The sequence below is a fragment of the Streptomyces sp. NBC_00224 genome (genome assembly GCF_041435195.1).
Lineage (GTDB): Bacteria > Actinomycetota > Actinomycetes > Streptomycetales > Streptomycetaceae > Streptomyces.
On record NZ_CP108106.1, the window covers coordinates 6,999,545 to 7,024,566 of the forward strand.

At 71.2% G+C, this 25,022-nt stretch carries 24 protein-coding genes; 15 read left to right on the forward strand and 9 right to left on the reverse strand.

Annotated elements, in window-relative coordinates:
- Nucleotides 1–4: 4 nt before the first annotated feature.
- A complete protein-coding gene (locus tag OG965_RS31175) occupies nucleotides 5–1,252 on the reverse strand; it encodes an MFS transporter (RefSeq protein WP_371655373.1) in 1,248 nt (415 codons plus the stop codon).
- Nucleotides 1,249–2,292 (reverse strand): 3-oxoacyl-[acyl-carrier-protein] synthase III C-terminal domain-containing protein, encoded by a 1,044-nt coding sequence (locus OG965_RS31180; protein WP_371655374.1) that lies wholly within the window; start codon nucleotides 2,290–2,292, stop codon nucleotides 1,249–1,251. The genes OG965_RS31175 and OG965_RS31180 overlap by 4 nt, the downstream gene beginning before the upstream one ends.
- Nucleotides 2,293–2,820: 528 nt before the next feature.
- Here OG965_RS31180 and OG965_RS31185 point away from each other — a divergent pair.
- Genes OG965_RS31185 through OG965_RS31210 form a run of 6 tightly spaced genes read left to right on the forward strand, consistent with a single transcriptional unit; the run spans nucleotide 2,821 to nucleotide 8,962 of the window.
- The gene (locus OG965_RS31185; protein ID WP_371655375.1) at nucleotides 2,821–3,783 is read left to right on the forward strand and encodes a chlorinating enzyme; all 963 of its coding nucleotides are present in this window, start codon (nucleotides 2,821–2,823) and stop codon (nucleotides 3,781–3,783) included.
- 45 nt (nucleotides 3,784–3,828) lie between these two features.
- A complete protein-coding gene (locus OG965_RS31190) occupies nucleotides 3,829–5,463 on the forward strand; it encodes an amino acid adenylation domain-containing protein (protein ID WP_371655376.1) in 1,635 nt (544 codons plus the stop codon).
- A gap of 17 nt (nucleotides 5,464–5,480) precedes the next feature.
- The gene (locus OG965_RS31195; protein WP_371655377.1) at nucleotides 5,481–5,753 is read left to right on the forward strand and encodes a phosphopantetheine-binding protein; all 273 of its coding nucleotides are present in this window, start codon (nucleotides 5,481–5,483) and stop codon (nucleotides 5,751–5,753) included.
- 7 nt (nucleotides 5,754–5,760) lie between these two features.
- Nucleotides 5,761–6,549: a thioesterase II family protein gene (locus OG965_RS31200; protein WP_371655378.1), complete on the forward strand. Its 789-nt coding sequence runs from the start codon at nucleotides 5,761–5,763 to the stop codon at nucleotides 6,547–6,549.
- On the forward strand, nucleotides 6,546–7,724 hold the full coding sequence (locus OG965_RS31205) for an acyl-CoA dehydrogenase family protein (RefSeq protein WP_371655379.1): 1,179 nt from the start codon (nucleotides 6,546–6,548) through the stop codon (nucleotides 7,722–7,724). The genes OG965_RS31200 and OG965_RS31205 overlap by 4 nt, the downstream gene beginning before the upstream one ends.
- Nucleotides 7,721–8,962 (forward strand): benzoate/H(+) symporter BenE family transporter, encoded by a 1,242-nt coding sequence (locus OG965_RS31210; protein WP_371655380.1) that lies wholly within the window; start codon nucleotides 7,721–7,723, stop codon nucleotides 8,960–8,962. The genes OG965_RS31205 and OG965_RS31210 overlap by 4 nt, the downstream gene beginning before the upstream one ends.
- 28 nt (nucleotides 8,963–8,990) lie before the next feature.
- Here the strand turns inward: OG965_RS31210 and OG965_RS31215 are convergent, their stop codons facing one another.
- Entirely contained in the window at nucleotides 8,991–10,172 is a 1,182-nt protein-coding gene (locus OG965_RS31215; protein WP_371655381.1) for an aromatic ring-hydroxylating dioxygenase subunit alpha, read from the reverse strand.
- Nucleotides 10,173–10,376: 204 nt separating this feature from the next.
- Here OG965_RS31215 and OG965_RS31220 point away from each other — a divergent pair, with 204 nt between their 5' ends.
- On the forward strand, nucleotides 10,377–11,693 hold the full coding sequence (locus OG965_RS31220) for a cation:proton antiporter (RefSeq protein WP_371655382.1): 1,317 nt from the start codon (nucleotides 10,377–10,379) through the stop codon (nucleotides 11,691–11,693).
- 215 nt (nucleotides 11,694–11,908) lie between these two features.
- Here OG965_RS31220 and OG965_RS31225 read toward each other — a convergent pair whose 3' ends face one another.
- The 6 genes from OG965_RS31225 to OG965_RS31250 form a co-directional block, all read right to left on the reverse strand.
- Nucleotides 11,909–12,274, reverse strand: a complete 366-nt coding sequence (locus OG965_RS31225; protein WP_371655383.1) for an STAS domain-containing protein — start codon at nucleotides 12,272–12,274, stop codon at nucleotides 11,909–11,911.
- Nucleotides 12,275–12,498: 224 nt separating this feature from the next.
- Entirely contained in the window at nucleotides 12,499–13,218 is a 720-nt protein-coding gene (locus OG965_RS31230; protein WP_371655384.1) for an ANTAR domain-containing protein, read from the reverse strand.
- 76 nt (nucleotides 13,219–13,294) lie between these two features.
- On the reverse strand, nucleotides 13,295–14,038 hold the full coding sequence (locus OG965_RS31235; protein ID WP_371655385.1) for a GAF and ANTAR domain-containing protein: 744 nt from the start codon (nucleotides 14,036–14,038) through the stop codon (nucleotides 13,295–13,297).
- 240 nt (nucleotides 14,039–14,278) lie between these two features.
- Nucleotides 14,279–14,677 carry an STAS domain-containing protein gene (locus OG965_RS31240; RefSeq protein WP_371655386.1) on the reverse strand — a complete coding sequence of 133 codons (399 nt, stop codon included), beginning with the start codon at nucleotides 14,675–14,677 and terminating at the stop codon, nucleotides 14,279–14,281.
- Between the two features lie 194 nt (nucleotides 14,678–14,871).
- Nucleotides 14,872–15,900, reverse strand: a complete 1,029-nt coding sequence (locus OG965_RS31245; RefSeq protein ID WP_371655387.1) for an acyl-CoA desaturase — start codon at nucleotides 15,898–15,900, stop codon at nucleotides 14,872–14,874.
- A gap of 89 nt (nucleotides 15,901–15,989) precedes the next feature.
- Nucleotides 15,990–16,745 (reverse strand): DUF5994 family protein, encoded by a 756-nt coding sequence (locus OG965_RS31250; RefSeq protein ID WP_371655388.1) that lies wholly within the window; start codon nucleotides 16,743–16,745, stop codon nucleotides 15,990–15,992.
- A 508-nt stretch (nucleotides 16,746–17,253) separates the two neighbouring features.
- Here OG965_RS31250 and OG965_RS31255 point away from each other — a divergent pair.
- The 8 genes from OG965_RS31255 (at nucleotide 17,254) to OG965_RS31290 (ending at nucleotide 24,952) form a co-directional block, all read left to right on the forward strand.
- On the forward strand, nucleotides 17,254–17,598 hold the full coding sequence (locus OG965_RS31255; RefSeq protein WP_371655389.1) for an STAS domain-containing protein: 345 nt from the start codon (nucleotides 17,254–17,256) through the stop codon (nucleotides 17,596–17,598).
- Between the two features lie 198 nt (nucleotides 17,599–17,796).
- The gene (locus tag OG965_RS31260) at nucleotides 17,797–18,459 is read left to right on the forward strand and encodes a hydrolase (RefSeq protein WP_371655390.1); all 663 of its coding nucleotides are present in this window, start codon (nucleotides 17,797–17,799) and stop codon (nucleotides 18,457–18,459) included.
- Nucleotides 18,460–18,464: 5 nt separating this feature from the next.
- A complete protein-coding gene (locus OG965_RS31265; protein ID WP_371655391.1) occupies nucleotides 18,465–18,971 on the forward strand; it encodes a DoxX family protein in 507 nt (168 codons plus the stop codon).
- Nucleotides 18,972–19,063: 92 nt separating this feature from the next.
- Nucleotides 19,064–19,642, forward strand: a complete 579-nt coding sequence (locus tag OG965_RS31270) for a Dps family protein (protein WP_371655392.1) — start codon at nucleotides 19,064–19,066, stop codon at nucleotides 19,640–19,642.
- A complete protein-coding gene (locus tag OG965_RS31275; RefSeq protein ID WP_371655393.1) occupies nucleotides 19,642–21,081 on the forward strand; it encodes an NAD(P)/FAD-dependent oxidoreductase in 1,440 nt (479 codons plus the stop codon). Before OG965_RS31270 ends, OG965_RS31275 begins: the two co-directional genes overlap by 1 nt.
- A 144-nt stretch (nucleotides 21,082–21,225) precedes the next feature.
- On the forward strand, nucleotides 21,226–22,065 hold the full coding sequence (locus OG965_RS31280) for an alpha/beta fold hydrolase (protein ID WP_371655394.1): 840 nt from the start codon (nucleotides 21,226–21,228) through the stop codon (nucleotides 22,063–22,065).
- A 50-nt stretch (nucleotides 22,066–22,115) separates the two neighbouring features.
- Nucleotides 22,116–23,069 carry an alpha/beta hydrolase gene (locus OG965_RS31285; protein ID WP_371655395.1) on the forward strand — a complete coding sequence of 318 codons (954 nt, stop codon included), beginning with the start codon at nucleotides 22,116–22,118 and terminating at the stop codon, nucleotides 23,067–23,069.
- A complete protein-coding gene (locus OG965_RS31290; protein WP_371655396.1) occupies nucleotides 23,066–24,952 on the forward strand; it encodes an amidohydrolase in 1,887 nt (628 codons plus the stop codon). The genes OG965_RS31285 and OG965_RS31290 overlap by 4 nt, the downstream gene beginning before the upstream one ends.
- Nucleotides 24,953–25,022 lie beyond the last annotated feature (70 nt).

A 25,022-nucleotide genomic window follows, 5' to 3' on the forward strand; every position in this document is an offset into this window, starting at 1 on the left:
TCCTTCACTTGAGTGTGTTCGGGGCTTCCTGGTCCACGGGCGGCCCGGTGGGCATCCGCATGGCACGGTCGGAGCGGGCGAAGCGCGCCCGCGCGAGGGTGCCGACGATCGACACCGGTACGGTCGCGGCGGCCGCGATGCCGAACAGCAGCCCGAAGTCGCCGCGCCCCGCGAGCGGGCCGACGGCGGCCGTGCTGATGGCGGCGCCGGTGAAGACCGAGCAGGCGATGAGCGCGACGGCGCTGCCGCGCACCTCGGGCGCGGCCGCCTCCAGGATCCACGCCTGGAACGCGGACTGGCCGACGGCGAGGGCGAGTCCGGCCAGCGCGCTGGCGATCAGGATGCCCGCGATCGACTGGGTGAACGCGGCCGTGAGATAGCCGATGAAGAGCAGACCGGTGCCCCAGCCGAACATGCCCGCGCCGGTCGCCCGGGTGTCGACGGCCCGGACCACCACACTGCCCCCGATGGCCGCCACGCCGTACGCGCTGGTCACCAGGCCGGACATCAGGACGCTGCTGCCGTGCTTCTGGAGAGCCGCGTTGAAGAAGTTGAACAGGCCCATCATCGCCGCGCCCTCGACGACGGCGAACGGGATGAAGAACCGGAACCAGCCGTCCCCGAGCACCCGGGCGAACCGCTCCCGTACGCTCGGCCCCTCGACGGCCCGCACCCGGGGAGCCTCCGGCAGCCGGGTGGACACCAGGGCGAGCAGCGGCCCCGCCACGGCCGGGATGAGCAGCGCCGAGCGCCAGTCGAGCAGTTCGGTGAGCGCGCCCGCGACGACGGTCGCGGAGGCGGCGCCGACCGCGCTGGAGGACATGATGGCCGCCATCGTGCGCTGGCGGCGCTCCATCGGGATGTGGTCGCCCACGTACGCGACGGTCACCGGGATGAGCGCGGCGGCGAAGCCGCCGGCGAGCGCGCGGCCCGCGATCAGCAGCGCCGCATTGGGCGCCAGGGCCGCCGCCAGGTCCGCGACGCCCAGCCCGAGGAGCGCGGTCCGCAGCACTCGCACCCGGCCCACCCGGTCCGAGATCGCGCCGTGCACCGGCTGCATGATGCCGACCATCGCCAGATAGCCGGTGAGGGCGAACGTGGTGGTGCCCAGACTGACGCCGAAGTCCTTGGACAACGGGACCAGGATCGGGTTGATGACGACGAGGTCGAAGTCGAGCAGGAAGAACCCGGCGCACAGGACGGCCACGATCCCGCGGTCGGTGAGCTCGCCGCCCACCGGCCGCGCTCTCATCGCGTCACCGCCCGCACCGCGACGCACGACCAGCTGAACCCGCCGCCCAGGCTGAGCAGCAGCGCCACCTCGCCCTCGGCGAGCCGCTTCTCGGTGTGCAGGGTCGCCAGGTTGGCGGCGGAGTCCCCGGCGCCCAGGTGCCCGGTCCCGCCGCCCAGGTTGAGGATCTCGGCGTGGCGCAGCCCGAGGCGTTCGACGGCCGGGTGGAAGAACTCCTCAAGCGGTCCGGCGCCGAGCCGGGGGAGCGCCAGGAACCGTACGCGTGGGTCGTCGGGGGCCAGCCCCGCCTCGGTGAGCGCGGTGGTCACCACCTCGACCACGGCCTCGACGAGCGCCGCGTCGAACCCGGGCTCGGCCCCGGAGGCGACGAACGCCCGCTTGGTGCGGCGTACGTCGACCCGGGGCAGGGTGCGCGGCATCGAGCTGAACTCGTCGTCGCCGCGGTGCATCGTCTCGTACTCCGAACGGGCCACGGTGGCCACCGAGAGCAGCTCGTACGGGCCCTGGGTCCGGTCCAGGAGCAGGGCGGTCCCGGCGTCGCCGTAGACGAGTTCGTAGTCGCCGAGCCAGCGGTCGAAGGCGGGCGGCAGGAAGCGGTCGCCGGTGGTGACCGCGGCGCGCGCCACACCCGGGTCCGCGATCATGCGGGCGGCCGCGACTTCGAGTGCGGCGGCTCCGCCGTTGCACATCTGCTGCACGCCCACGGCGTTGGCGGTCGAGGCGCCGATGTGGTGGGCGACGTAGTTGGCGGGCGACCAGAAGTCGTGGCCCTGGTGGTAGGTCCAGGCGTGCGCCACCATGCCCAGGTCCGCGCCGCCCCACCCGGCCGCCGCCAGCGCTTCGGTGGCGGCGAGGACCGCCATCTCCGGCGCCGCGTGGTCGGGGCTGACGGTGACTTCGCGATAGCCGAGCCGGGTCGCCGTCTCCGCGTCGACCCGGCCGGCCGCCAGCGCGGCCTCGGTGGTCTCGCGTCGGTCCGGGAGCCAGAGCGTCGCGGCCGCGATCCGCAGCGGCGTGGATAAGGGCGGGGACAGACGCAATGGGTCCTCCCGGAAAGGGCCCCGGAGGGCATCGTCAGTGATGCGGATTATCAGCGAGAGTCTTGTCCACCTCAGGATGCCGCGTCAAGGGCCGAAAGGCGCAAGTCGCGCGCCCTCGGGGGTTGTGGTGCGCCCCGCCGGAGGCCCGTGGGAACACAGCGTGTGCGCGGTGCGGGCGACCCCCGTCTCCGGGCGTCGGCAGCGCACCCCTTTTGGGCGCCTATGCAACCTTACGCCCGAAGCCCTCGCGCGCGGCCGATTGTGCGCGGTCCCGGCAGGCCGCGCCGCCCGCCCTCCCGCCCGCCCATGCCTGATCCATACAACGATCCACCGGCCCCCCATGCCCCGCCACCCGCACGATGTCCACCGCCGTGCGATCGCTGTGCAACTCCGGGGAATAGAAGCGTCCGGAGGAGGTCGTGTGTTAAACAGAGCACAACTCGCCCTCTGCTGGCGAGAGTTGACCGGAACAGCACGCATTTACCCGTCCGCTGTCGCAGCGGAGTGTCGCTTACACAGAGGTGATGCATGGACGACCTGGCCGGCACCACGAGCACCGACTTCTCCCTGAGTGCCCGGGAGATCGAGCAGTTCCACCGGGACGGTTACATCGGCCCGTTCGACATGTACGAACCCGCCGAGATGGAGAAGAACCTCCGCGCCCTGCGCCCCAAGCTGCTCAACACCAAGCGGGCGATCTACGGGCAGGAGAAGGCGGTCTCCGGCGTCACCAACCTCGCCAACTACGACCGCCACCTCGACGTCGACTTCCTCGCCGACCACATCACCCGCCCCGAGATCGCCCATCGGGTCGCCAGCCTCCTGGGCCCCGATGTGCTCTGCTGGCGCACCGAGTTCTTCCCCAAGTACCCCGGCGACGAGGGCACCGACTGGCACCAGGCCGACAACTTCTCCAACGTGGCCGGTTCCAAGCACCCCCAGATCGTCTGGCCCGAGGACTCCGAGTTCGGCGGCACCATCACCGTCTGGTCGGCGTTCACCGACGCCAGCGTCGAGATGGGCTGCCTCCAGTTCATCCCCGGCTCGCACCGGACCATGAACTACGACGAGTCCAAGGTCATGACGTACGACGCGGACTCCATCGGCAAGGTGGAGAAGGACGGCGTGCGGCGCGGCTTCTTCGGCTACGACTACCGCCAGCTCCAGAAGGACCCGAACTGGAGCCCGGACGAGTCCAAGGCCAAGTCGATGGTGCTCAAGCAGGGCCAGTTCATCGTCTTCTGGTCGACCCTGATGCACGCCTCGCACCCGCACGCGGGCCTCACCGACAACATGCGTCTGGGGTACGCGTCCCGCTATCTGCCGACCCAGGTGCAGGTCTACCCGTTCTCGGACGCCCTCCAGGAGTTCGGCGGCGAGGCCAGCCTCGACAAGTTCGGCTGTGTGCTGGTCTCCGGCGAGGACACGTACAAGCACAACCGCTTCGTCGAGCAGACCGTCAACGGCACGCCCTTCCGGGCGGCCCGCTGACCCTCGTCCGACGACCACCACTTCGACGTCGCCACATCCCGAGGGGTGTCTGCGCTGGAAAGAACAACGGGGACCCGACTCACCGGCACCCAGGAGGCGTTCGCCCTCCACCGCCGGATCAATCGGACCGCATCCGACTATCCGCGGGACAGCTCGGTGCCCGCGCTCTTCGCCGCGAGCGTCGCCCGCGACCCGGACGCGCCCGCGGTCGTGCAGGGCGGGCGCGCGTACACCTACGGGGAGCTCGACCGGCTCTCCAACGGGCTCGCCCGGCGCCTGCTCGCCGAGGGCTGCACGCCCGGGTCGACCGTCGGGGTCTGCCTGGCGCGCTCGCCCGAGCTGATCGTGGCGCTGCTCGCGGTGCTGAAGTGCGGGGGCACGTATCTGCCGTTCGACGTGGGCTGGCCCGACGAGCGCCTGCACGGCCTGTTCGCGGACGCCGACTGCCGATGGGTGCTGACCGACCGCCATGAACAGCTCTCCCGAAGGCTGACAAAGTGTCAAGTCCTTGCTGTTGAGGGCGAGTTGGCACAAGCCGAGGCCGCCCCGGCGGTCGAGGTGACCGGTGACTCCCTCGCGTACATCAACTTCACCTCGGGCTCCACGGGCCGTCCCAAGGGCGTGGCCGTCCGCCACCGCAGCATCGCCCGGCTCGTCCTCGGCGCCCGCTTCGCCCGGCTGGACGCGGACAGCCGGCTGCTCCAGCTCGCGCCGGTCACGTTCGACGCCGCGACCTTCGAGATCTGGGGCGCGCTCCTCAACGGCGGCACCTGCGTGCTCTACCCGGACGGCCTGGTGCGGCTCTCCCGGCTCGGGCGGGTCATCGACGAACACCGCGTCACCGTGGTCTTCCTCACCACTGCGCTGTTCAACGCCGTGGTCGACGAGGCGCCCGAGGCCGTCGACGGGACCGAGACCGTTCTGATGGGCGGAGAGCTCCACTCGATCCCGCATGTGGCCGCGGCGCTGGAGCGGTACGGACCGGGCCGTCTGGTCCATGTGTACGGGCCCACCGAGGCGACCACCTTCGCCACCTACCACCCCGTCGACCGGCTGCTTCCCGACTCGGGGCTGCTGCCGATCGGGAAACCCATCCAGAACACCCGGCTCTATGTGATCGACGGCGACACCCTGTGCGAGCCGGGCCGTACCGGTGAGATCTGTCTGGCGGGCGACGGGCTCTCGCCCGGCTATGTGGGCATGCCGGACCTCACGGCGGAGCGCTTCGTCGACCGGAGGGTCGACGGTGTGGCCGAACGGCTCTACCGGACCGGCGACCATGGAACCCTGCTCCCCGACGGCTCGCTCGTCTTCCAGGGCCGCGAGGACGACCAGGTCAAGCTCAACGGCTTCCGGATCGAGCTGGGCGAGGTCGCCCACCACCTCGATCACCACCCCGCGGTGCGGCGCAGCCATGTGACGGTGAGCACCGCACGCGCCGAACGGGCCCTGGTGGCCTTCGTGGTGACGGACGACCAGTCAGTCACACCCACCTCACTGCGCCACCATCTGCGGACCCGGCTCCCCGCGTATCTGGTCCCGGCCCGCATCCACCTGTGCGAGGCGCTGCCGCTGACGGCGACCGGCAAGGTCGACGGCCGCGCACTGCTCGCCGCGCACGACAGCCACACCCCACCACCCGCCGCCCCGGCCGCACAGCCGGTGGCCTCGCGGGACTGACGGACGGAGGAGACACCATGACTTCCCAGGACTCGCAGGCGGCGCTCGGCGCGGCGCCGATGACCGCTACCGAGGAGGCGATCGCCGAGATCTGGCGCGGTCTGTTCGGGATCACCGAAGTGGCCGTCGGCGACGACTTCTTCGAGCTCGGCGGCAACTCGCTCACCGCCATCAAGTTCCTGTCCCGGGTGGAGGAGCGCTTCGCCGTCGATGTGCTGCTGCCCGAGACGCTCTACGAGGACGCCAGGCTGAGCAGTCTGGCGAAGGCCGTCGACGAGGCGATGGCGTAGGCCCGCCGTGCGCCCCCCACCCCGCGCCGCCGCGCCGCCCGGGACCGCGACGGGCAGCCCGTTCGCCCGGTTCTCCGGCGACACGGCGGTCACCACCCGGCTGTTCTGCTTCCCGTACGCGGGTGGCGGCACCCAGGTCTTCCGCAGCTGGCAGGAGCGGGTGCCGCCGGGCCTCGGGGTGACCGGAATCCGGCTGCCCGGGCGCGAACAGCGCTTCCGCGAGCGGCCCTTCGACTCCTGGCCGCAGGCGCTCGGGGCGCTGTCCGAGGCCCTGGCCCCGGAGACCGAGCGCGGGCCGTACGCCTTCTTCGGCCACAGCCTGGGCGCCCGGCTCGCGTACGAACTCACCCACCGGCTCACCGCCGACGGCCACCGCCCGCCCGAGCTCCTGGTCGTCTCGGCGTGCCGCGCGCCGGGCGTGGCACCGCGCACCCCGCCGATGCACACCATGGACGGACCCGCGCTGCACCGAAGGCTGCGCGAGATGAACGGTGTGCCGCCCGAAGTCCTCGCCAGCCGCGCCCTGATGACGCTGCTTGAGCCGGTGCTCCGGGCCGATCTGCGGCTCGCCGAGACCTGGGAGCCGTCACCCGGGCGGATCGCGGCGCCGGTCCTGGCGCTGTGCGGCGAGGACGACGACATCGATCCGTACGAGGACATGCTGGCCTGGCAGCACCACACCACGGCGGAGTTCACGATCCGGGCCCTGCCCGCCGGGCACTTCTTCCTGCGGGACGAGGAGGAGGCCGTGCTCGCGGCGATCTCCGGCCGACTGGGGACGGGGGGTGCCCGATGACGGACCCGCTGAGCAGCCCGTCACCCCATTTCACCGCGGAACACGAGGAGTTCCGCGCCTCGGTCCGTACGTTCTTCCGCAAGGAGGTCGTGCCGTACGCGGCGGAGTGGGAGCGGCGGCGCGCGATGCCCCGCTCGGCCTGGCACGCCTTCGCCGCCGAGGGGTTGCTCGGCCTCAACCACCCCACCTCGGTGGGCGGCGCCGGTCTCGACTTCTTCCACTCGGTGGTCTTCCTGGAGGAGCTGGGCCGGACCGGCTTCGGGGGAGTGCGGTTCGCGGTCGCGCTCCACGCCTACATGGGCACCAGCTACCTCGCCACCAACGGCTCGCCCGAGCTGCGACAGCGCTATCTGCGCCCCGCCGTGGCCGGCGATCTGATCGCCGCCCTCGCGATCACCGAACCGCAGGCGGGCTCGGACCTCGCCCGGCTGGAGGCGACGGCCGTCGAGGACGGCGACCATCTGGTGGTGGACGCCGAGAAGCGTTTCATCGTCAACGGCGGCTTCGCGGACTTCTTCGTGACGGCGGTACGCACGGGGGAGCGCCAACTGCGCGTCAACCAGGGAAACTTGTCACTACTCGTCGTCGACCGCGCCGCCGAGGGCGTCCACGTACTCCCCAACGACTCGATCGCCTGGCGGGCCTCGGGCATGGCCGACATCAGCATGCGCGGGGTGCGGGTACCCAAGGAGAACGTGATCGGCCGCCGCAACTCCGGCTTCGTACAGATCATGAAGAACATGCAGCTGGAGCGGCTGGCGGCGGGGATCTCGGCGGTCGGGGACGCCGCCAACTGCCTGGACACCACCTGGAGATACCTGAAGCGACGCGGCATGTTCGAGTCGACGCTCAGCGCCAAGCAGGCCGTCCGCCACAAGATGGCCGATCTGCTCACCGAGGTCGAGGCGGCCCGGCAGCTCGCCCACCACGCGGCCTGGAGTTACGCCCGCGACCCACTGTCGATCACCGCCTGCTCGATGGCTAAGCTCAAGGCCACCGAAGTGGCCCGGACCGTCGCCGAGGAATGCCGCCATCTGCACGGCTCCGAGGGCTTTCGTGAGGGCGCGCCGATCGTCCAGACCGTGCATGACGCCCAAGCCGCCACCGTCGCCGCCGGGGCGAGCGAGGTCATGCGCGACATCGTCGTACAGAGCGGATACGAGGAGTTGTCTTGACCACGTCCGAGACGGAGGCGGCGAGCGCCGGCGGTCCAGCAGGCCCGAAGCCGGATCCCCAGCGGGGCCCGAGCCCGGTGTCCGACCTGGTCAGGGCCGGGACGGTCGGGCTGATCGCCGCGTTCGTCGGGTTCTCCAGCTCGTTCGCGATCGTCCTCGAAGGCCTCACGCGGGTCGGCGCGAGCCGCGCCGAGGCGGCGTCCGGCCTGATGGCCCTCTCGGTCTCGATGGGCGCCTGCGCGATCTTCCTCAGCCTCCGGCTGAAGATGCCGATCAGCGTGGCCTGGTCGACGCCGGGGGCGGCGCTACTGGCCGGTGCGGCCTCCGTCGACGGCGGATTCGGCGCGGCCGTCGGCGCGTTCCTGGTGGCTGCCGCGCTGATCGTGATCACCGGACTGTGGAAGCCACTCGGCCGCTGGGTCTCGGCCATCCCGAAACCACTGGCCAACGCCATGCTCGCGGGAATCCTGCTGCCCCTGTGCCTGGCCCCCGCGAAGGCGGTCCAGGAGAAACCGGCGCTTGGCCTGGCGATCGTCGTGGCCTGGGCAATAGTCGGCACCTTCAAGAAGCTGTACGCGGTACCGGCCGCGGTCGTCGTCGCCGTGGTCCTCATCACCGCGACCACCCACATCTCCGCCGCCGACCTCGGACCGCTGTGGCCCAAGCCGGTCCTGGTCACCCCCGACTTCACGGCGGCGGCCGTGATCGGCATCGCCCTGCCGCTGTACGTGGTGACGATGGCGTCGCAGAACATCCCGGGCATCGCGGTCCTGAACGTCAACGGCTATGAGCCCGAGCCGGGCCCGCTGTTCGGCTGGACCGGCGCGTTCGGCCTGGCCTCGGCGCCCTTCGGCGGCCACGCGGTCAACCTCGCCGCGATCACCGCCGCACTCTGCGCCGACGAGAACGCCGGCCCCGACCCGCGCAAGCGCTACCGGGCGGCGGCGATCGGCGGCGGCACCTACATCCTGCTCGGCCTGGGCGCGGGCGCGGCGGTCGCCTTCGTCGGCGCGGCCCCGCCCACCCTGATCGAGGCGGTGGCGGGTCTGGCGCTGCTCGGCGCGCTGGGCAACTCGCTGGTGGGAGCGGTGACGGACCCGGACGACCGCGAGGCGGCGGTGGTCACGCTGGTGGTGACGGTGTCGGGGGTGCAGTTCTTCGGGGTCAGCGGCGCGTTCTGGGGGCTGCTGGCCGGGGGCGCGTTGTACGCGGTGAAGCGGCGGCTGCCGACGAAGTGAGGCGGGGGCGGGCGGTGACGGTGGGGTTTCACTCTTCCCCGACGTCTCCGACTTCTCCGACTTCCCCGACTTCTCCGAAAAGGTGCGCCTCGATGGCCTCGTTGTACTTCTGGAGCGCGAACTCCTGCGTACCAAAGCAGTGTTCGTCATTGGCCCCGCTGGTCAGACCGATCTGGATCTCACGGTAGATTTCGAGGTCCTCGTACTGCACCTGATAGGTCAGCTGCCGGTTTTCCTCCCACTGCTCGATGCTGCCCTCCTGCACCGATCCCTTGGGCACGATGAGACGCAGCTTCACGAGCGTACGGGTCGGGCCCAGCGGATGACTGGTAATCCACAGGAAGTGGTCGGACTGGTGCAGCACCGTCTCGTTGGGAAAGACGGTGTGGATCACGTTCGCGACCGACAGAAGACTCCGTTCGCTGCGCTCGGTCCTGGTGATGAAGTTTATCGATCGCTTCGGCAGGATCGAGCGCAGATGGGGCCCGAAGCTGTCGAAGAAGAACGTGCTGTTCTCGAAGAGCGGGTTCGCGCTCTTCGCATGCAGGAACGGGAAGTGGTAACCCTCCAGAGTGCCTTCGACGACCAGCTTCCAATTGATCTCCCACTCCTGGCTCTCGGCGCCGTAGATCTCGTACGAGGAGAGATCGAGATCCGCGATGTCGGGCCGGAAGTCACCCAGGAACGCGTCGAGGTCGGCCCGGCCCGGATTCTCCTCGGGCATCAGCCAGACGAACCCGTACGCCTCCACCGCCGGGAGCGCCACCAGGTTGCGTTTCCCCCGCTCGACGCCGGGGAAGCAGTGCGGGCTCGGGATCGCGGCGAGGGTGCCGTCCAGGTCGTAACGCCAGGCGTGATAACCGCAGGTGAACTGTTTGCGCTCACCGGAGGGCTCCTTTTCCAGGCGCGCCCCGCGATGCCGGCAGGCGTTGAGGAAGACATGCGCCGCGCCGTCCTGGTCGCGGCTGACGATCAACGGCCTGCCGAAATGCTCCAGGGTCGCGAAGGTGCCGGGAGACGGAATCTCCGAGCTGTGCACCAGCATCGAGGGCAACTTGGTGAAAATGCGGTCGAGTTCCGCCTGGTACCACTCCGGTGACTGATAGCGGTCGACGCTGACCCGGGTGTCCGAGTCGGTCAGCGGGAGTCGCTTGTCGCGAAGGTGCTCCAGGGCGCGGTCAAGGATCCGGAGTTCCTCGTCGCGATCCATCCGCCAACTCCCTCCAAGGCCCGTTCGGCGTTCGGGTGCGCCGAAATTCTATAGCGGTTTCTCAGGGGTGACGAGACCTGTTCAATGTCAAAAAAAGCGCGGTTGAACGGGGTGTTGAACGCTGTGTTGAACGGGAGTTGTGCCATTTCGTGAATCACCGGTAGAACAGCGGAACACCCTGCGGCCCGACAGGAGTGAGCCGACGTGCAGACGCATCTCCTACTCGCCGGATCCACCGCGCCCCCCACCGGACGGTTCCTCCTCGCCCTCGCCGTCATCCTCGCGGTGGCCTTCGTACTGGCCCGCCTGGCCCAGCGGGTACGGCAGCCCGCCGTGATGGGCGAGATCATCGGCGGCATCCTGCTGGGCCCGAGCCTCCTCTCCCTCTTCCCGGGCGACCCGGAGACCCGGCTGGTACCGCCGTCGACCCTGCCCTACCTCCAGCTCCTCTCCCAACTGGGCCTGGTGCTCTTCATGTTCGGAGTGGGCTACCAGTTCGACATCGGGCATCTGCGCACGCCCACCGCGAAACGGCAGGTGGCGGCGGTCTCGCTGAGCTCGGTGGCGCTGCCGTTCGCGCTGGGCGCCGGCCTCGCGTACGGGCTCTACCCCTGGCTGAGCAAGTCCGAGCTGAAGACGGACGGGCCACTGGGCCCGGCGCTCTTCCTCGGTGCGGCGATGTCCATCACCGCCTTCCCGGTCCTCGCCCGCATTCTGGCCGAACGCGGCCTTTACAAGGACCCGTTGGGCTCGATCTCGCTCGCCTGCGCGGCCGTTCAGGACTTCCTGGCGTGGTGCATCCTGGCGGCGGTGGTCGTGGTGGTCCGCGCGAGCGGGCCGTGGCCGCTGGCCCGGATGGCCCTGGAGTCGGCACTGCTGCTCGCCGCGCTCGTCCTGCTCGTACGGCCGGGCCTCGCCTGGCTCCTCGACCCCGCCAGACCGTGGGCGGGCGGCGCCGTGCTCACCCACGCCGTCCTCGTCGTCGGGGTCCTGCTGACCGCGGCGGCCACCGACGAGATCGGCCTGCACGCGGTCTTCGGCGCGTTCGCGTTCGGCGCGGTGGTCCCGCGCGCCCGGATCGACGAGACGGCCCCGCAGGTCCCCGAACGCATCGAACAGACCAGCCTGCTGCTCCTGCCCGTCTTCTTCACCGTCACCGGCATGTCCGTGAACATCTCCGGCCTCGGCGCCCGCGGCCTGGCCATGACGGCGGCGGTCCTGGCGGCGGCCTGCGTCGGCAAGTTCACCGGCGCGTTCGGCGCGGCCCGCCTGACCGGCGCGACCCCCCGCGAGGCGACGGCCCTCGGGGTCCTCCTGAACGCCCGTGGTCTGACCGAACTGGTCATCCTCAACGTGGGTTTGGGCCTGGGCGTCATCGACACGCGTCTGTTCACGGCGATGGTGCTGATGGCGGTGGTGACGACACTGATGACGGGGCCGCTCCTTGACCGGGCGCGTCCGGCGCGCTCATCGGGTCCCGTGGACAAGCCTGTTGAGCGGCCGGTGCACGGGGCGGCGTGACGCGGCGGTATTCGGCGCTGGAGGCGCGGCGGGGACTGCCGTGAACCCGGCCTGCGGCCTCGCTCCCCATGGGGCCGCGGCCGGGTCGCCTCGACCGAGACGCTGGGCGCGGGAGGACGGCCCGGCGATGGGAGGCGCACAGTCGACCAGGGTCCGGGGCCGCTTGGTGAGCGTAGCCGCGCTGGGGGAGTGCGCACAGGGCGGTTTCACGTCGGTCAGGCTGCTGCCTGCGGTGGAAGGGGCGCGGGCAGCTGGTCCAGGATGTCGAAGTCCAGGTGCAGTGCGGGATGGTTGAGCAGGCGCAGGGTTGCGGGGCGGGTGCAGATCAGGCGCAGACGTCCGTGTCGGCCGCTGGTCCGGGTCCGGGCGCGGTCGAGGAGCCGTACGCCGGCACCGTCTATGAACTCGACCGCGCACAGGTCGATCAGCAGGTCGGCATCACCGGTGTGGGTGAGGGCGTCGAGGCGCCAGGTGATGCCCGGGACGGTGTGGATGTCGATTTCGCCGTACAGGATTACCAGGGTGCAGTCTCCGTGGGAGCGGACTTCTCGGACGCAGACCACTGCGGGGGGTGAGGTCATGGCGACCATCTTCTCCGGAGGCGGATGTCCATCAGGACCGGTCACCAACGGGATCTGGGTCGGCAATCAAAGGTAGCGAGCTGTGCCCGTCCGCTGACGGGTCGCACCGAACGGCTGCGGGCGTGAGGGCCTTGCTGCTATATGGGCTGCTATATGGCGGCAGAGCCGGACAGCGTGGGGCGGGCTCGGGAGGGCATGGCCATCAGGCACGTCAGTCGGGCGCGTCAGGGCGAGCTGTCGCCGTTGGCGTCCAGGTGCAGTTGGCGGGCCAGCACATCGCGGGCGACGTCCAGGAGCGATCTGTCGTGGCTGAAGGCGTGGCCGCGCAGCCGGATCAGGGCGTGGTCGCAGTCGGTGTCCAGTTGGGCCGCGAGCATGCCGGTGGCCTGGTGGACCTCGGCGAAGTGGAGACCGGGATCGTCCAGCAGGGGAATGTCGGGCAGCTCGGCGTGGGCGGCGGTGGCGATGATGACCTGGGCAACGGTGTCGGTCAGCCGGAAGGCGTCGGTGAGCTGGTCGGCGGACATCGGGCCGGGCCGGGTGCGGTGGCCGGTGAGGCCCCCGAGCGCGATGATCCCGATCCGGAGCGGGAAGGCGAACACCGCGCGGACGCCCAGTGCCTCGATGGCGCCCGGCAGGCCGGGCCAGCGGTCAGTGGCGAACGTGGAGGTGTCGGTCATGTCGGGGAGCAGCATCAGGGCACCGTGGCGGGCGGCCTCCAGGCTCGGCCCCTGGCCCTGGACCTTCTGCAGATCCTCCAGCGCCGTCGTGCGCTCGCCGAAGGACTGCACCAGCTCGCTCGGGCCGCCGCCGGGAGCCAGTAGCAGGCCAAGACCGTCCAGGCCCAGCATCTCGGCGCAGGCCGCGAGAGGCAGCGGTGCCAGGCCGGGGCCTGTGTGGGAGCTGAGGGTGCGCAGGTAGTCGGCCATCTTCGGATGGGTCACCGAAGTCGCCCCCTTCCGAGCCCAGTGCGGGGCAGTCGCCCGCCGGCCCACCAGTCAGCACCGATGGGCGGACGCTTCACCGATCGCGCCGCGTGAGGAGCGACGCGTCGGCCGTACCCTGCAGGATCTGGCGCGCGATCTCGGTGAGCCGCATCCGGTGATCGCGTGCGTAGCGGCGCATGAGGTTGAACGCCTCCTCGACGCCCGTGTCGCGGCGGTCCGCCAGATAGCCCTTGGCCTGCTCGATGATGATGCGGCTGTCCAGGGCGGCCTGCAGTTGTGCGGTCACCGTCATCTGCTCACTCACCGCCCGCTGTTGGAGGACCCCGATGGTGGCGGTGTCGGCCAGCGCCTGTCCGAGCCGCAACTGGGAACCGTCCAGGGGACCGGGTTGGTCCCGGAAGAGGTTGAGGGCCCCGATCACCTGGTCGTGCAGCCGGAGCGGGGCCGCCGCGACGGAGGTGAAACCCGCCTCCAGGGCTTTCGGCCCGAACCGGGGCCACCGCATCTTGGCCGCCTGCGTCGCCAGCGGTACGGCGGGAACCTGCTTCTTGGTCCGGAAGCAGTCCCGGCAGGGACCCTCGTTCCACTCGGTGCTGGCCAGCTCCAGCCGGCGGGTGCGCTCGTCAGAGGCCGCGGCGTCCACCAACTGGCCGTCAGGAGTGGCAAGCAGGACCCCGGCCGCTGCCACATCCAGCAAGGCCACGCAGTGCTCGGCGAGCGTGTGCAGGAACCCGATGACGTCGAAGTCCTGCACCAAGGTGTCGGCGAGGTCGACGAACGCGGCCGCCAACTGCTCCTCACGCGGCAGTTCGGACATGCCCCACCCACCTCCAAGAAGAGTGATCCGGGGATACCGTCGCGCAGGCCGCTGGCTCCTGCTGCCATTCAGTCTCGTCCCGATCGCCCGCTTTTGCCAGGGCCCTCTGTGCGGTGCCGCGCCGAGAGTCGAAAACCGGCCGGGGGTGCCCCGCGCACTCTTCGGGAACCGGGTCGGTGTCCATCCAGCGCACGTACGGGTGTTCTCGGCACTCGGGCCGCTGTGTACGGATGGCGGCCGTCATCGCGGACCTGCCGACAGCGGCGCGGGCGGCTGCGGGGCGGGCGGCTGTGGGGCGGGCGTGCCCGCGTCCGTGCTCGCCGGATGGCCGTTCAGCAGGAATGCGTAGCCGGTGAGGGTGAGGATCCGCCGCAGCGAGCGCGGTGGGTGGTGCAGCCGCAGGGTCCCGCCTGCCCTGGTGGCCTGCTCGGACGTACGCAGGAAGGCGTTGAGCCCGCTCACGTCGCAGAAGGTGACGGCGGTCAGGTCGACATCGATCGTGCGCACGCCCTCGTACAGACATGCGCAGAGGGACGCGCTGACCAAAGGTGCCGTTTCGAGGTCGATCTCACCGGCCAGGGTGATCAGCGTCCGGCTCAGTCTGTCGCGCCGGTAGACGTTCAGTTGGGGCAGGGACATGGCGCGCCTCCGGTTCCGGGCGGCCGGCCGGGCGGAGCCCCAGCGGTGCAGGCTGAGAGCCCGGCAGGTGTGTGCTCAGCAGCAACGCGCCGTCGGGGTCTGGAACGTCGACGTCCTGATGTGAGCGTAGCCCCGGATCCGCCGGGTCGGGAGGGCGGAAAAAGGCCCTCAATAGCCTTACTCGCCATAGGAGTTCAGGTCCGGTGGGTGGCGATGCGGTCCGGGCTGGGCCAGCGTACGTCCCGTACCAGGCCGAGGCGTTCGAGGAGGCGGATGACGGCGGCGGAGGGGTCGATCTGACCGCGGTCGACGCCGTGGCGGGCGCTGGTGGGTTCGGCGTGGTGGAGGTTGTGCCAGCTCTCGCCGAAGGAGAGCAGGGCCAGGGGCCACAGGTTGGTGGCCCGGTCGTGGCGCCGGGTGCGGAAGGGGCGCCGACCGACCACGTGGCACAGCGAGTTGACGCTCCATGTCACGTGGTGGAGCAGCGCGATGCGGACAAGCCCCGCCCACAGCAGGGCGGTGGTGGCGTGCAGCCAGGTGCCGCCGATCGCCCAGCCGAGCGCGAAGGGGAGGGCCAGGGTCAGTACGCACAGGGCTGGGAAGGCCCGGGCGACGGCGCGGATGTCCCGGTCGGCGAGCAGGTCCGGGGCGTATCTCTCGACGGGAGTGGGGTCGTTGCGGAACAGCCAGCCGACGTGGGAGTGGGCGAGGCCGCGCAGTTGGCCGCGCAGGTGGGTGCCGTAGCGGTAGGGGGAGTGCGGGTCGCCGGGGCGGTCGGTGAAGGCGTGGTGGCGGCGGTGCGTGGCGACCCAGCCGATGACGTCGCCCTGGAAACTCATCGACCCGGCCACCGCGAGCACGATCCGCACGGGGCGGCCGGCCCGGTACCCGCCGTGGGTCAGGCCGCGATGGAAGCCGACCGTGACGCCGAGCCCCGTGATCACGTACAGGGCGAGGGCGAGCAGGGCGTCGGTGGGCCGGATGAGGGTGCCCCACAGCAGCCAGGCGGCCAGGCCGAGTGCGAGAAACGGCAGGGTGACGATGAGCGCCGTCACCGCCATCTGCACCCGCTCGCCGCCACTGCGCGCCGGTGCCGGGCGGTCGCCATCGGGGAAGTCGGGGAAGGGAGCCGCCCCGTCGTACGTCTGGGATGCGGCGATGACGCCGTGCGCCGGGGCGAGGGCTTCCTCGGTAAGGCGGGTGTTGCGGGTATGGGGGGCCATGCAAGGCTCCTTTGACCTCGGTCTGGAGGGGAAGGCCGGGGTCCGGGGCCAGTGAATCCGTGGTGGGCCCGTGGTGGGCGACCTCGGGTTCAGGTCATTTCACCGACGTGGGTGCGCTGTGCCTGTGAGCGGCTCTCGGCGAGCCAGGACCTGGGTGCCGGGTCCGGCACTTGGGTGAGGAGGGTGTCCGCTGTCAGGTGGAGGCGGGTGCCGCCTCCTTCGCTGCCCGTGGGGTAGCTGCGGGGCTCGTCGCAGACGAAGAACCGGCTGAGGAGCTGTGCGACCTGCCGTGCCGCGTCGGGGTTGGCGGCGACGATACGGACCTCGACGTGTCCGTCGGCCGACTGTTCCTGGGGGTCCGCCTCGGCCGGGGCTGCGGGGTGACGGTCCAGCTCGTCGGCGATGAGAGCGCTGCCCGTACGGACGATTCGAGGATCGCAGGCGGCGGCCATGAGCCGTGCGGCGGCTGCCGCACCGGTCTCCGGGGGGATGATCAGCAGGTCCCAGCGTCCGACGTGGTAGGAGAGCACCATGAGTTGGTGCGGGTCCTGCTCGGCGCGGAACCAGCCCACTTTGACCACATGGCCGTTGACGGTGACCTTGCGCGGTGCGACTGGCCAGTACGTCGGGTTGGCCGTGACGCGCGTGATGCGGCCCCACAGCGGGTCCAATAGGTCGGTCAGAGCGGGAAGTTCACGAGCGAGGTCCCGGGAACGGGGCCACCAGGCGCCGTCGAGCAGCCCGGAGTGCGGGCCCGGAGGCCTGAGGGAGAGCCGGAACGGCGGGTGGCCGGAAGGCTGGGCGGTCAGTGCGGTCGGCGGGGTTCGTGCGGCGAGCACCGTCATGGTGTCGACCTGTCCCCGGACCGTCGTGCCCGGCCCGGTGCTGAACCGAGAGAAGTACCGACATGGAAGTCGGTCGAGGAAATGCTCCCGGAGTGGCCGAGCCTACTCCTGCGGCGGCCCCGACCACGACTGCCTGCTCCTTCCCTCTGCTGAGCGGGTCGCGCTTGCCAGGAAGAACAGCGGCCAGGAGTGGGCCGCGTCACCGAGGGCTCTGCGTACACAAGCCCCGAGCCGCGTGCCCCGAATCTCGTGTCGTTCTCGGCGAGTGACCGGATCGCGTGAAAACCCGCAGAATTACTGACTGTCACGCAGGTGAGATTTTGAGATCGTCGGGGCAGGACCACTAGCAGGGGCTTTGTGTGCCAGCCCCTCTCCATGTCCCACATTAAGTTACGGAGAGTGAGTATTTGTGTGTGGTGGCGCGGCACCCCGGCACCTGGGCAAGCGGGAGACAGGAAGGTGCGATGCGGACGCGGATGAACTTGCCTTCGGGCTGCGGACTCGCACCGTGCGCGGGACCTTCATCATAGAACTGCAGGGCGAGCTGGACATGTTGGCGTATCTGGAACTCGGCCCGCGCGTCCAGGCACTGGCCTGTCCGGCCGCTCACGACGTCGTCGTGGATCTGCGTGCGGTGACGTTCTTGGACGCCAGCGGCATCCGGCTGCTTCTGGCGGTACGCGAGCACGTGGCCCCTCAGGGAGATGAACTGCGCCTGGTGCGCGGGATACCCCGGGTGTGGAAGGTGCTGAGGATCGTCCGAGTCGACCACGCCTTCACCGTGCTCGACGCTCTTCCCCCGATCCTGCTGGGAGGCGCCGCCGCTCTACGCGACGAGAGAACCTCCGCCTAGCGCCGCTGTCTCGGCTCGTACCGACAGCACGCGGAGGCGGGCCGGTCCTGGCGGGGAGTGCCTCGTTCTGTTGTGCGCTGTCGTGCCAACTCCTGGGCGCAGGAGGTCAACGCGGTCGGTCGGGTCGCTCGTAGCTTGAAGAAGTGCCGAGCCGCGGACGCGGCGGGCACGTTATCGATTGCTTCGAGAGGACCCCTCATGTTCGACATCGACAAGGTGCAGGCCGCCCCGAGCAAGGACCTGCTCACGCCCGACAACGCGGTCATGCTCTTCGTGGACCACCAGCCGCAGATGTTCTTCGGCACCGGCAGCGGCGATCGCGCCGCGATCATCAACAGCACCGTGGGTCTCGCCAAGGCGGCTCGGGCCTTCGATGTGCCGGCCGTCCTGACCACGGTCGCCGCCGAGTCGTTCTCCGGGCCCCTGCTGCCCCAGCTCGCCGAGGTGTTCCCCAAGAACGAGGTCATCGACCGCACGACCATGAACGCCTGGGAGGACGAGGCGCTCGTGGCGGCGGTCAAGGCGACCGGGCGCAAGAAGATCATCCTGTCCGGCCTGTGGACCGAGGTCTGCCTCGTGCTGCCCGCGCTGTCCGCGCTGGAGCAGGGATACGAGGTGTACGTGGTTTCCGACGCCTCCGGTGGCGTCAGCCCGGCCGCCCACGAGCACGCGCTGCAGCGGATGATCGCCGCCGGCGCGGTGCCGGTGACCTGGGTGCAGGTGCTCCTGGAGCTGCAGCGCGACTGGGCGCGCCAGGAGTCGTACGGCGCGGTCATGGAGATCGTCAAGGCCCACGCCGGTGCGTACGGCCTGGGCGTCGTGTACGCGCAGAGCGTCATCGGCGCGCACGCGGCGGGCTGACCCCTGTGGACACCGGCATTCTGATCCTGCGTCTGCTGGTGGGACTGCTCGTCGCCGGCCACGGTGTGCAGAAGATCAGCTCGCATCTGGGCGGCAGGGGACTCGACGGCGGCACGGAGGAGTTCCGCGCCGACGGTTTCCGGGGCGGAACCCTCACCGCCCTGGCGGCGGGCGGTGGCCAGATCGGATCTGGTCTGCTGCTCGCAGCGGGCTTCCTGACTCCACTCGCCGCGACCGGCGCCATCGGGGTCATGACGGTCGCGCTCACCGTGAAATGGCACAACGGCCTCTGGGTGCAGAACGACGGATACGAGTACCCGCTCGTCCTCATCGGTACCGCCGCCGCCCTCGCCGCCACCGGCCCCGGCGCCTGGTCCCTCGACGCGGCCCTCGGCCTCACGCCGTACCCGCTGTGGTGGGCGGCCCTCGCGCTCGTCGCCGGTCTCGGCAGCGGACTCCTCACCCGGCTCGTCCTGCACCGGCCCCCCGCTCCGGCGATCTCCGAGCGCTGAGCGCGAGCCGCACAGACCGGGTCCGGCCGCCCGCGTACCCCCGACCGGGCGGCCGGGCCCTTCCCACCCTCTCTCCCGAACAGGAGCACCCGATGGACACCCTCACGACCCCGCACGGCGGCGGCCAGCCGCTACTGCATCAGAAGGGCGCCGAGACCCAGGCGTTCGGCACGCTCAAGCAGCTGCCGATCGGCCTCGGCCACGACACCCGCATGTACGCCTGCCAGCGGCTGAACCGCGTCCTCGCCGACACGCAGATCCTCCACTCCCTCTACAAGAAGCACCACTGGCTCATGCGCGGGGCGACCTTCTACTCGCTCCACCTGATGCTGGACAAGCACGCGGAGGCCCAACTGGACATCGTGGACGCGCTGGCCGAGCGCGTCCAGAGCCTCGGCGGCGTCGCCGTCGGGGACCCGCGCCACGTCGCGGAGCTGACGGCGATCCCCCGTCCGCCGGACGGCGTCGAGCCGGTGCCCGTCATGCTGTCGCGGCTCCTCGACGCGCACGAGCGGATCCTGATCGACGCCCGGGACGCCGCCGCCCGGCTCTCCGAGGAGGGTGACGAGGGCAGCGCCGACCTGCTCGTCTCCGATGTCATCCGCACCGGCGAGGCGCAGGTGTGGTTCCTGGCCGAGCATCTCGTGGACACCCCTCTGGTGCGCGGCTGATGGAGGACGCGTACGAGGGCACGTACGACGTCGTCGTGGTCGGCGGCGGGCCGGGCGGCGAGGTCGTCGCGGACCGGACGGTCCGGTCGGGGCTGACCGCCGTCGTCGTCGAGGCCGAGGCCGTCGGCGGCGAATGCTCCTACCGTGCCTGCGTGCCGAGCAAGGCCCTGTTGCGACCCGGCGCAGCCCGAGCGGCTGCCCGGTCGGTCGACGGGGCCCGGCAGGCGGTCACTGCGGCACTCGACCCGGCGCGCGCCCTGGCCCGCCGTGACCGTTTCACCGGGCGCGGCGACGACACCGGCCAGGCCGACTGGCTCGACGGTGCGGGCATCGCGCTCGTACGGGGGCACGGACGGCTCGCCGGTGAGCGCCGGGTGGACGTGACCGGGGCCGACGGCACGGTCCGTACCCTGCGCGCCCGGCGCGCGGTCGTGGTCTGCACCGGCACGGAGCCTGCCCTTCCGCCGGTCGAAGGGCTCGACCGGATCGGTGTGTGGACCAACCGGCAGGCCACCACGGCCGACGCGGTGCCCGAGCGGCTCGTCGTCATCGGCGGAGGAGTGGTGGCCTGCGAGATGGCCACCGCGTGGCGCTCACTCGGAGCCTCCGTCACCCTGCTCGTCCGCGACCAGGCCCTGCTGACCGGCTGGGAGCCGTGCGCGGGCGAAGAGGTCACCCGGGGGCTGAGCGATCTGGGCGTCGCGATCCGCTTCGGGGTCTCGGCCGTCCGGGTAGCCCGTGACGAGACCACCCGCACGGTGACCGTGGACACCGACGACGGCACCACCCTCGTCTGCGACGAGGTCCTCGCCGCCGTCGGCCGGCGCCCGCGCACCGCGGACCTCGGCCTGGAGACGGTCGGACTGCCGTCCGGTGACTGGCTCCCGGTCGACGACACCTGCCGCGTCACGGCGGTCGAGGGCGACTGGCTCTACGCCGTCGGCGACGTGAACCACCGTGCACCGCTGACCCACATGGCCAAGTACCAGGCCCGCGCCTGCGCGGCGGCGATCGCAGAGCGAGCAGCGGGGCGCCCGGCCGTCACCGGCGGCCGACAGCCGTGGAGCGCGGAAGCCGACCGTCTCGCCGTCCCCCAGGCCGTCTTCACCCGTCCAGAGGTCGCGAGCGTCGGTCTCACGGAACGCATGGCACGCGAATCGGGTCTCGCGGTACGCGTGGTGGAGTACCGCATCGACGACGTCGCCGGAGCCGCGCTCCACGCGGATGACTACCGCGGCCTCGCCAAGCTCGTCGTCGACGAGACCCGGGGAGTCGTCGTCGGCTGCACCCTCACCGGCCCGATGGCGACCGAACTGATCCACACGGCCACCGTGGCCATCGTGGGCGAGGTCCCCCTGGAGCACCTGTGGCACGCCGTGCCCGCCTTCCCGACGGTGAGCGAGGTCTGGCTCCGGCTCCTGGAGGCGTACGGCCTCTGAGGCGAGGCCCCGCCCGACCACCGCACCCGCCCCGCCCGACCACCGCACCCGCTCGGCCCAATCGGCGCGCCCTCCCGCCCGACCGGCGCACCCCCGCCCGACCGAGCGCACCCGAATGCTTCACCACCCGACAAGGAAACCCCCATGCATCCCAAGAGGCGCACCCTCGCCCTCGCCCTGCCGGCCACGCTGGCCGCCCTGATGGGCGCCGCACCTGCCGCACCCGCCGCACCCGCGAGCGGCCCGGTCGTCGCCCGCGCCGACCGGCACGGACCCAAGCCCACGATCGTCCTGGTCCACGGGGCGTTCGCCGACGCCTCCAGCTGGAGCGGCACGATCAGGCGGCTGCAGCGCGCCGGCTACCCCGTCCTTGCCCCCGCCAACCCGCTGCGCGGTCTCGCCGCGGACACCGCCTACCTGCGCAGCGTGCTGGCTGCCGTCGAGGGACCCGTCGTCCTGGTCGGCCACTCCTACGGCGGCGCCGTCATCAGTGGCGCCGCGCTGGGCGACAGCCGGGTGAAGGCCCTCGTCTACATCGCCGCGTTCACCCCGGACAAGGGCGAGAGCGCGGCCCAGCTCGCCGCCAAGTTCCCCGGCTCCACCCTCGGTGACACGGTGAACCCGCGGTCGTACCCGCTGCCCGGCGGTGGCAACGGCACCGAACTCGTCATCCAACGGGCCAAGTTCCACCGGCAGTTCGCCGCCGACGTCCCCGCCGCCGACGCGGCCGTCATGGCCGCGACCCAGCGCCCGGTCGCCACCGCCGCGCTGGAGGAGAAGGCCGGGGAAGCGGCCTGGAAGACGATCCCGTCCTGGGCGCTGATCGCCACCGCCGACAAGAACATCCCGCCGGCCGCCGAACGGTGGATGGCCCGGCGCGCCGGCTCGCACATCACCGAAGTGGACGCGTCGCACGCCGTGGCCGTCTCCCGTCCGGCCGTGGTCACCGACGTGATCCTCGACGCCGTACGGGCGACCCGCTGACCCGCAGAACTGCTGCCCCATCCCGTACATCCCCACAAGGAGAACCCCTCATGACCGCCCGGCCGACCCTCGAACCCGCCGCCCAGGCCTTCGCCGACGCCACCGCCCAGCCGCCGTACCTCTACCAGATCCCCGTCGCCGAAGGCCGTAAGGCCGTGGACGGCGTCCAGAGCGGTGAGGGTGTTCCCCTGCCCGAGGTCGACGAGGAGTGGATCACCGTCCACGGCGGCCCGACCGGCGACGTCCGCGCCCGGATCGTCCGCCCCCGCGGCGCGACGGGCCCTCTCCCCGTCATCCTCTACATCCACGGCGCGGGCTGGGTGTTCGGCAACGCCCACACCCACGACCGGCTCGTCCGCGAACTCGCCGTCGGCACCCGGGCGGCCGTGGTGTTCCCCGAGTACGACCTCTCGCCCGAGGCGCGTTACCCCGTCGCGATCGAGCAGAACTACAGCGTCGCCCAGTGGGTCGCCCGCGAGGGCCACCACAAGGACCTCGACGGCACGCGGATCGCCGTCGCGGGCGACTCGGTCGGGGGCAACATGAGCGCCGCCCTCACCCTCATGGCCAAGCAGCGCGGTGACGTGACCCTCGTCCAGCAGGTCCTCTTCTACCCGGTCACGGACGCGAGCTTCGACACCGACTCGTACCACCGGTTCGGTGAGGGCTACTTCCTGCGCCGCGACGCCATGAAGTGGTTCTGGGACCAGTACACGACCGACGAGGCCGAGCGCGCCCAGATCACCGCCTCCCCGCTGCGCGCCTCCACCGAGCAGCTCACCGGTCTGCCGCCCGCCCTGGTGATCACCGCCGAGGCGGACGTCCTGTGCGACGAGGGCGAGGCGTACGCGGCGAAGCTCCGTGCCGCCGGAGTCCCCGTCACCGCCCTGCGTGTCCAGGGAGTCATCCACGACTTCGTCATGCTGAACGCGCTGCGCGAGACACGGGCCGCGGACCTCGCCATCGGTCTCGCCACCGACACCCTCCGCAAGGCCCTCGCATGACCGGGCCGTCGACGAGCATGCCGGTGGCGGGCCTCGTCCCCGCGCCGCGTCGGGAGCACGAGCACGCCGACCTCCTCGTCCGTAACGCCAAGGTCTTCACCGGTGACCCCGACCGGCCCGAGGCCCGTGCCGTCGCGATCCGCGACGGCAGGGTCGCGGCCCTCGGCGACGACCACGACCTCGCCCACCTCGTCGGGCCGGGCACCAAGGTCGTCGACGCCCTCGGCCGCCGGGTGATCCCCGGTCTCAACGACTCGCACCTGCACGTCATCCGGGGCGGCCTGAACTACGTCCTGGAGCTGCGCTGGGACGGGGTGCGCAGTCTGCGCCACGCCCTGGCCATGCTGCGCGAGCAGGCCGGTCGCACCCCCAAGGGACAGTGGATCCGCGTCGTGGGCGGCTGGACCGCCGAACAGTTCGTCGAGCGCAGGATGCCGACCGTCGCCGAGCTGAACGCCGCCGCCCCCGACACCCCGGTGTTCGTCCTTCACCTGTACCAGTCGGCGCTGATGAACCGGGCCGCCGTCAAGGCCGCCGGATTCACCCGGGAAACCCCCGACCCGCGTGGTGGGCAGATCGTACGCGGCCGGGACGGCGAACCCAACGGCGTGCTCCTCGCCGCCCCGAGCGCCCTCATCCTCTACTCGACCCTGGCCAAGGCGCCGGCCCTGGACGAGGCCGACAAGCGGACGTCGACGCGTCACTTCCTGCGCGAGCTGAACCGCTTCGGACTGACGTCCGCGGTCGACGCCGCCGGTGGGTTCCAGAACTTCCCCGACAACTACGCCACGGTCGTCGACCTCGCCCGGTCGGGGGAGCTGACCCTCCGGATCGCCTACCACCTCTTTCCGCAGACGGCCGGTCAGGAGCTCGCCGACCTGAAGCGGTGGACCGAGATGGTCAAGCCCGGGGACGGGGACGAGTGGCTCCGGCTCAACGGCGCGGGAGAGAACCTGACCTGGGCCGCCGCCGACTTCGAGAACTTCTCCGAGCCCCGGCCCGAGCTCGCCGCAGGGTACGAGACCGAATTCGAGAGCGCCGTCCGGCTTCTCCTTGAGAACGGCTGGGGCTTCCGGCTCCACGCGACCTACGACGAGACGATCCGCCGCGACCTGGCCGTCTTCGAGAAGCTCGCGGCCGAAGGGCTCTTCCCCGGTGGCAACCGCTGGCTCTTCGATCACGCGGAGACGGTCTCGGCCGACAGCCTGGACCGGATCGCGGCCCTCGGCGGCGCCCTCTCCGTCCAGAACCGGATGTCCTTCCAGGGCGCCGCGTTCCTCGACCGGTACGGCGCCGAGGCCGCCGCCCACACCCCGCCGGTCCGGGCCATGCTCGACCGGGGCCTGACCGTCGCCGCCGGAACCGACGCCACCCGCGTCTCCTCGTACAACCCCTGGGTCGCACTCCACTGGCTGGTCACCGGGCGCACCGTCGGCGGCACGGCCCTCTACCCGGCCGGGAACCTGATCGACCGGGAGACCGCCCTCGGCCTCTACACCCGCGGCGGGGCGGAGCTCACCGGCGAACAGGACGTCAAGGGCGTACTGCGAGAGGGGTGTTACGGCGACCTCGCGATCCTGTCGGACGACTACCTCACCGTGCCCGAGGCCGTAATCCCCGACATCGAGTCCGTCCTCACCGCCGTCGGTGGCCGCATCGTCTACGCGACCGCCGAGTACGAGGGCCTCGACGAGGCAGTCCCGCCGGTGAGCCCTGAGTGGAGCCCGGTGGCCCACTTCGGCGGCTACCAGAGCGGCGCCCGCCAGGCATCGGCCGTGGCCGAGGCCGTCGCCGAGTCCGAGCAGCACCGCCGGTGGCGCGTCGAGCGCGGCTCGGTTCCCGAGACGACGCCGTCCTTCCTCGACCCCTGCTTCGCGCACTGAAAGAGAGATCCACCCGATGTCCGCAGCCTCCCCCGCCGCCGACGGCGGCGACCCCCCGGCGACCCCGCCG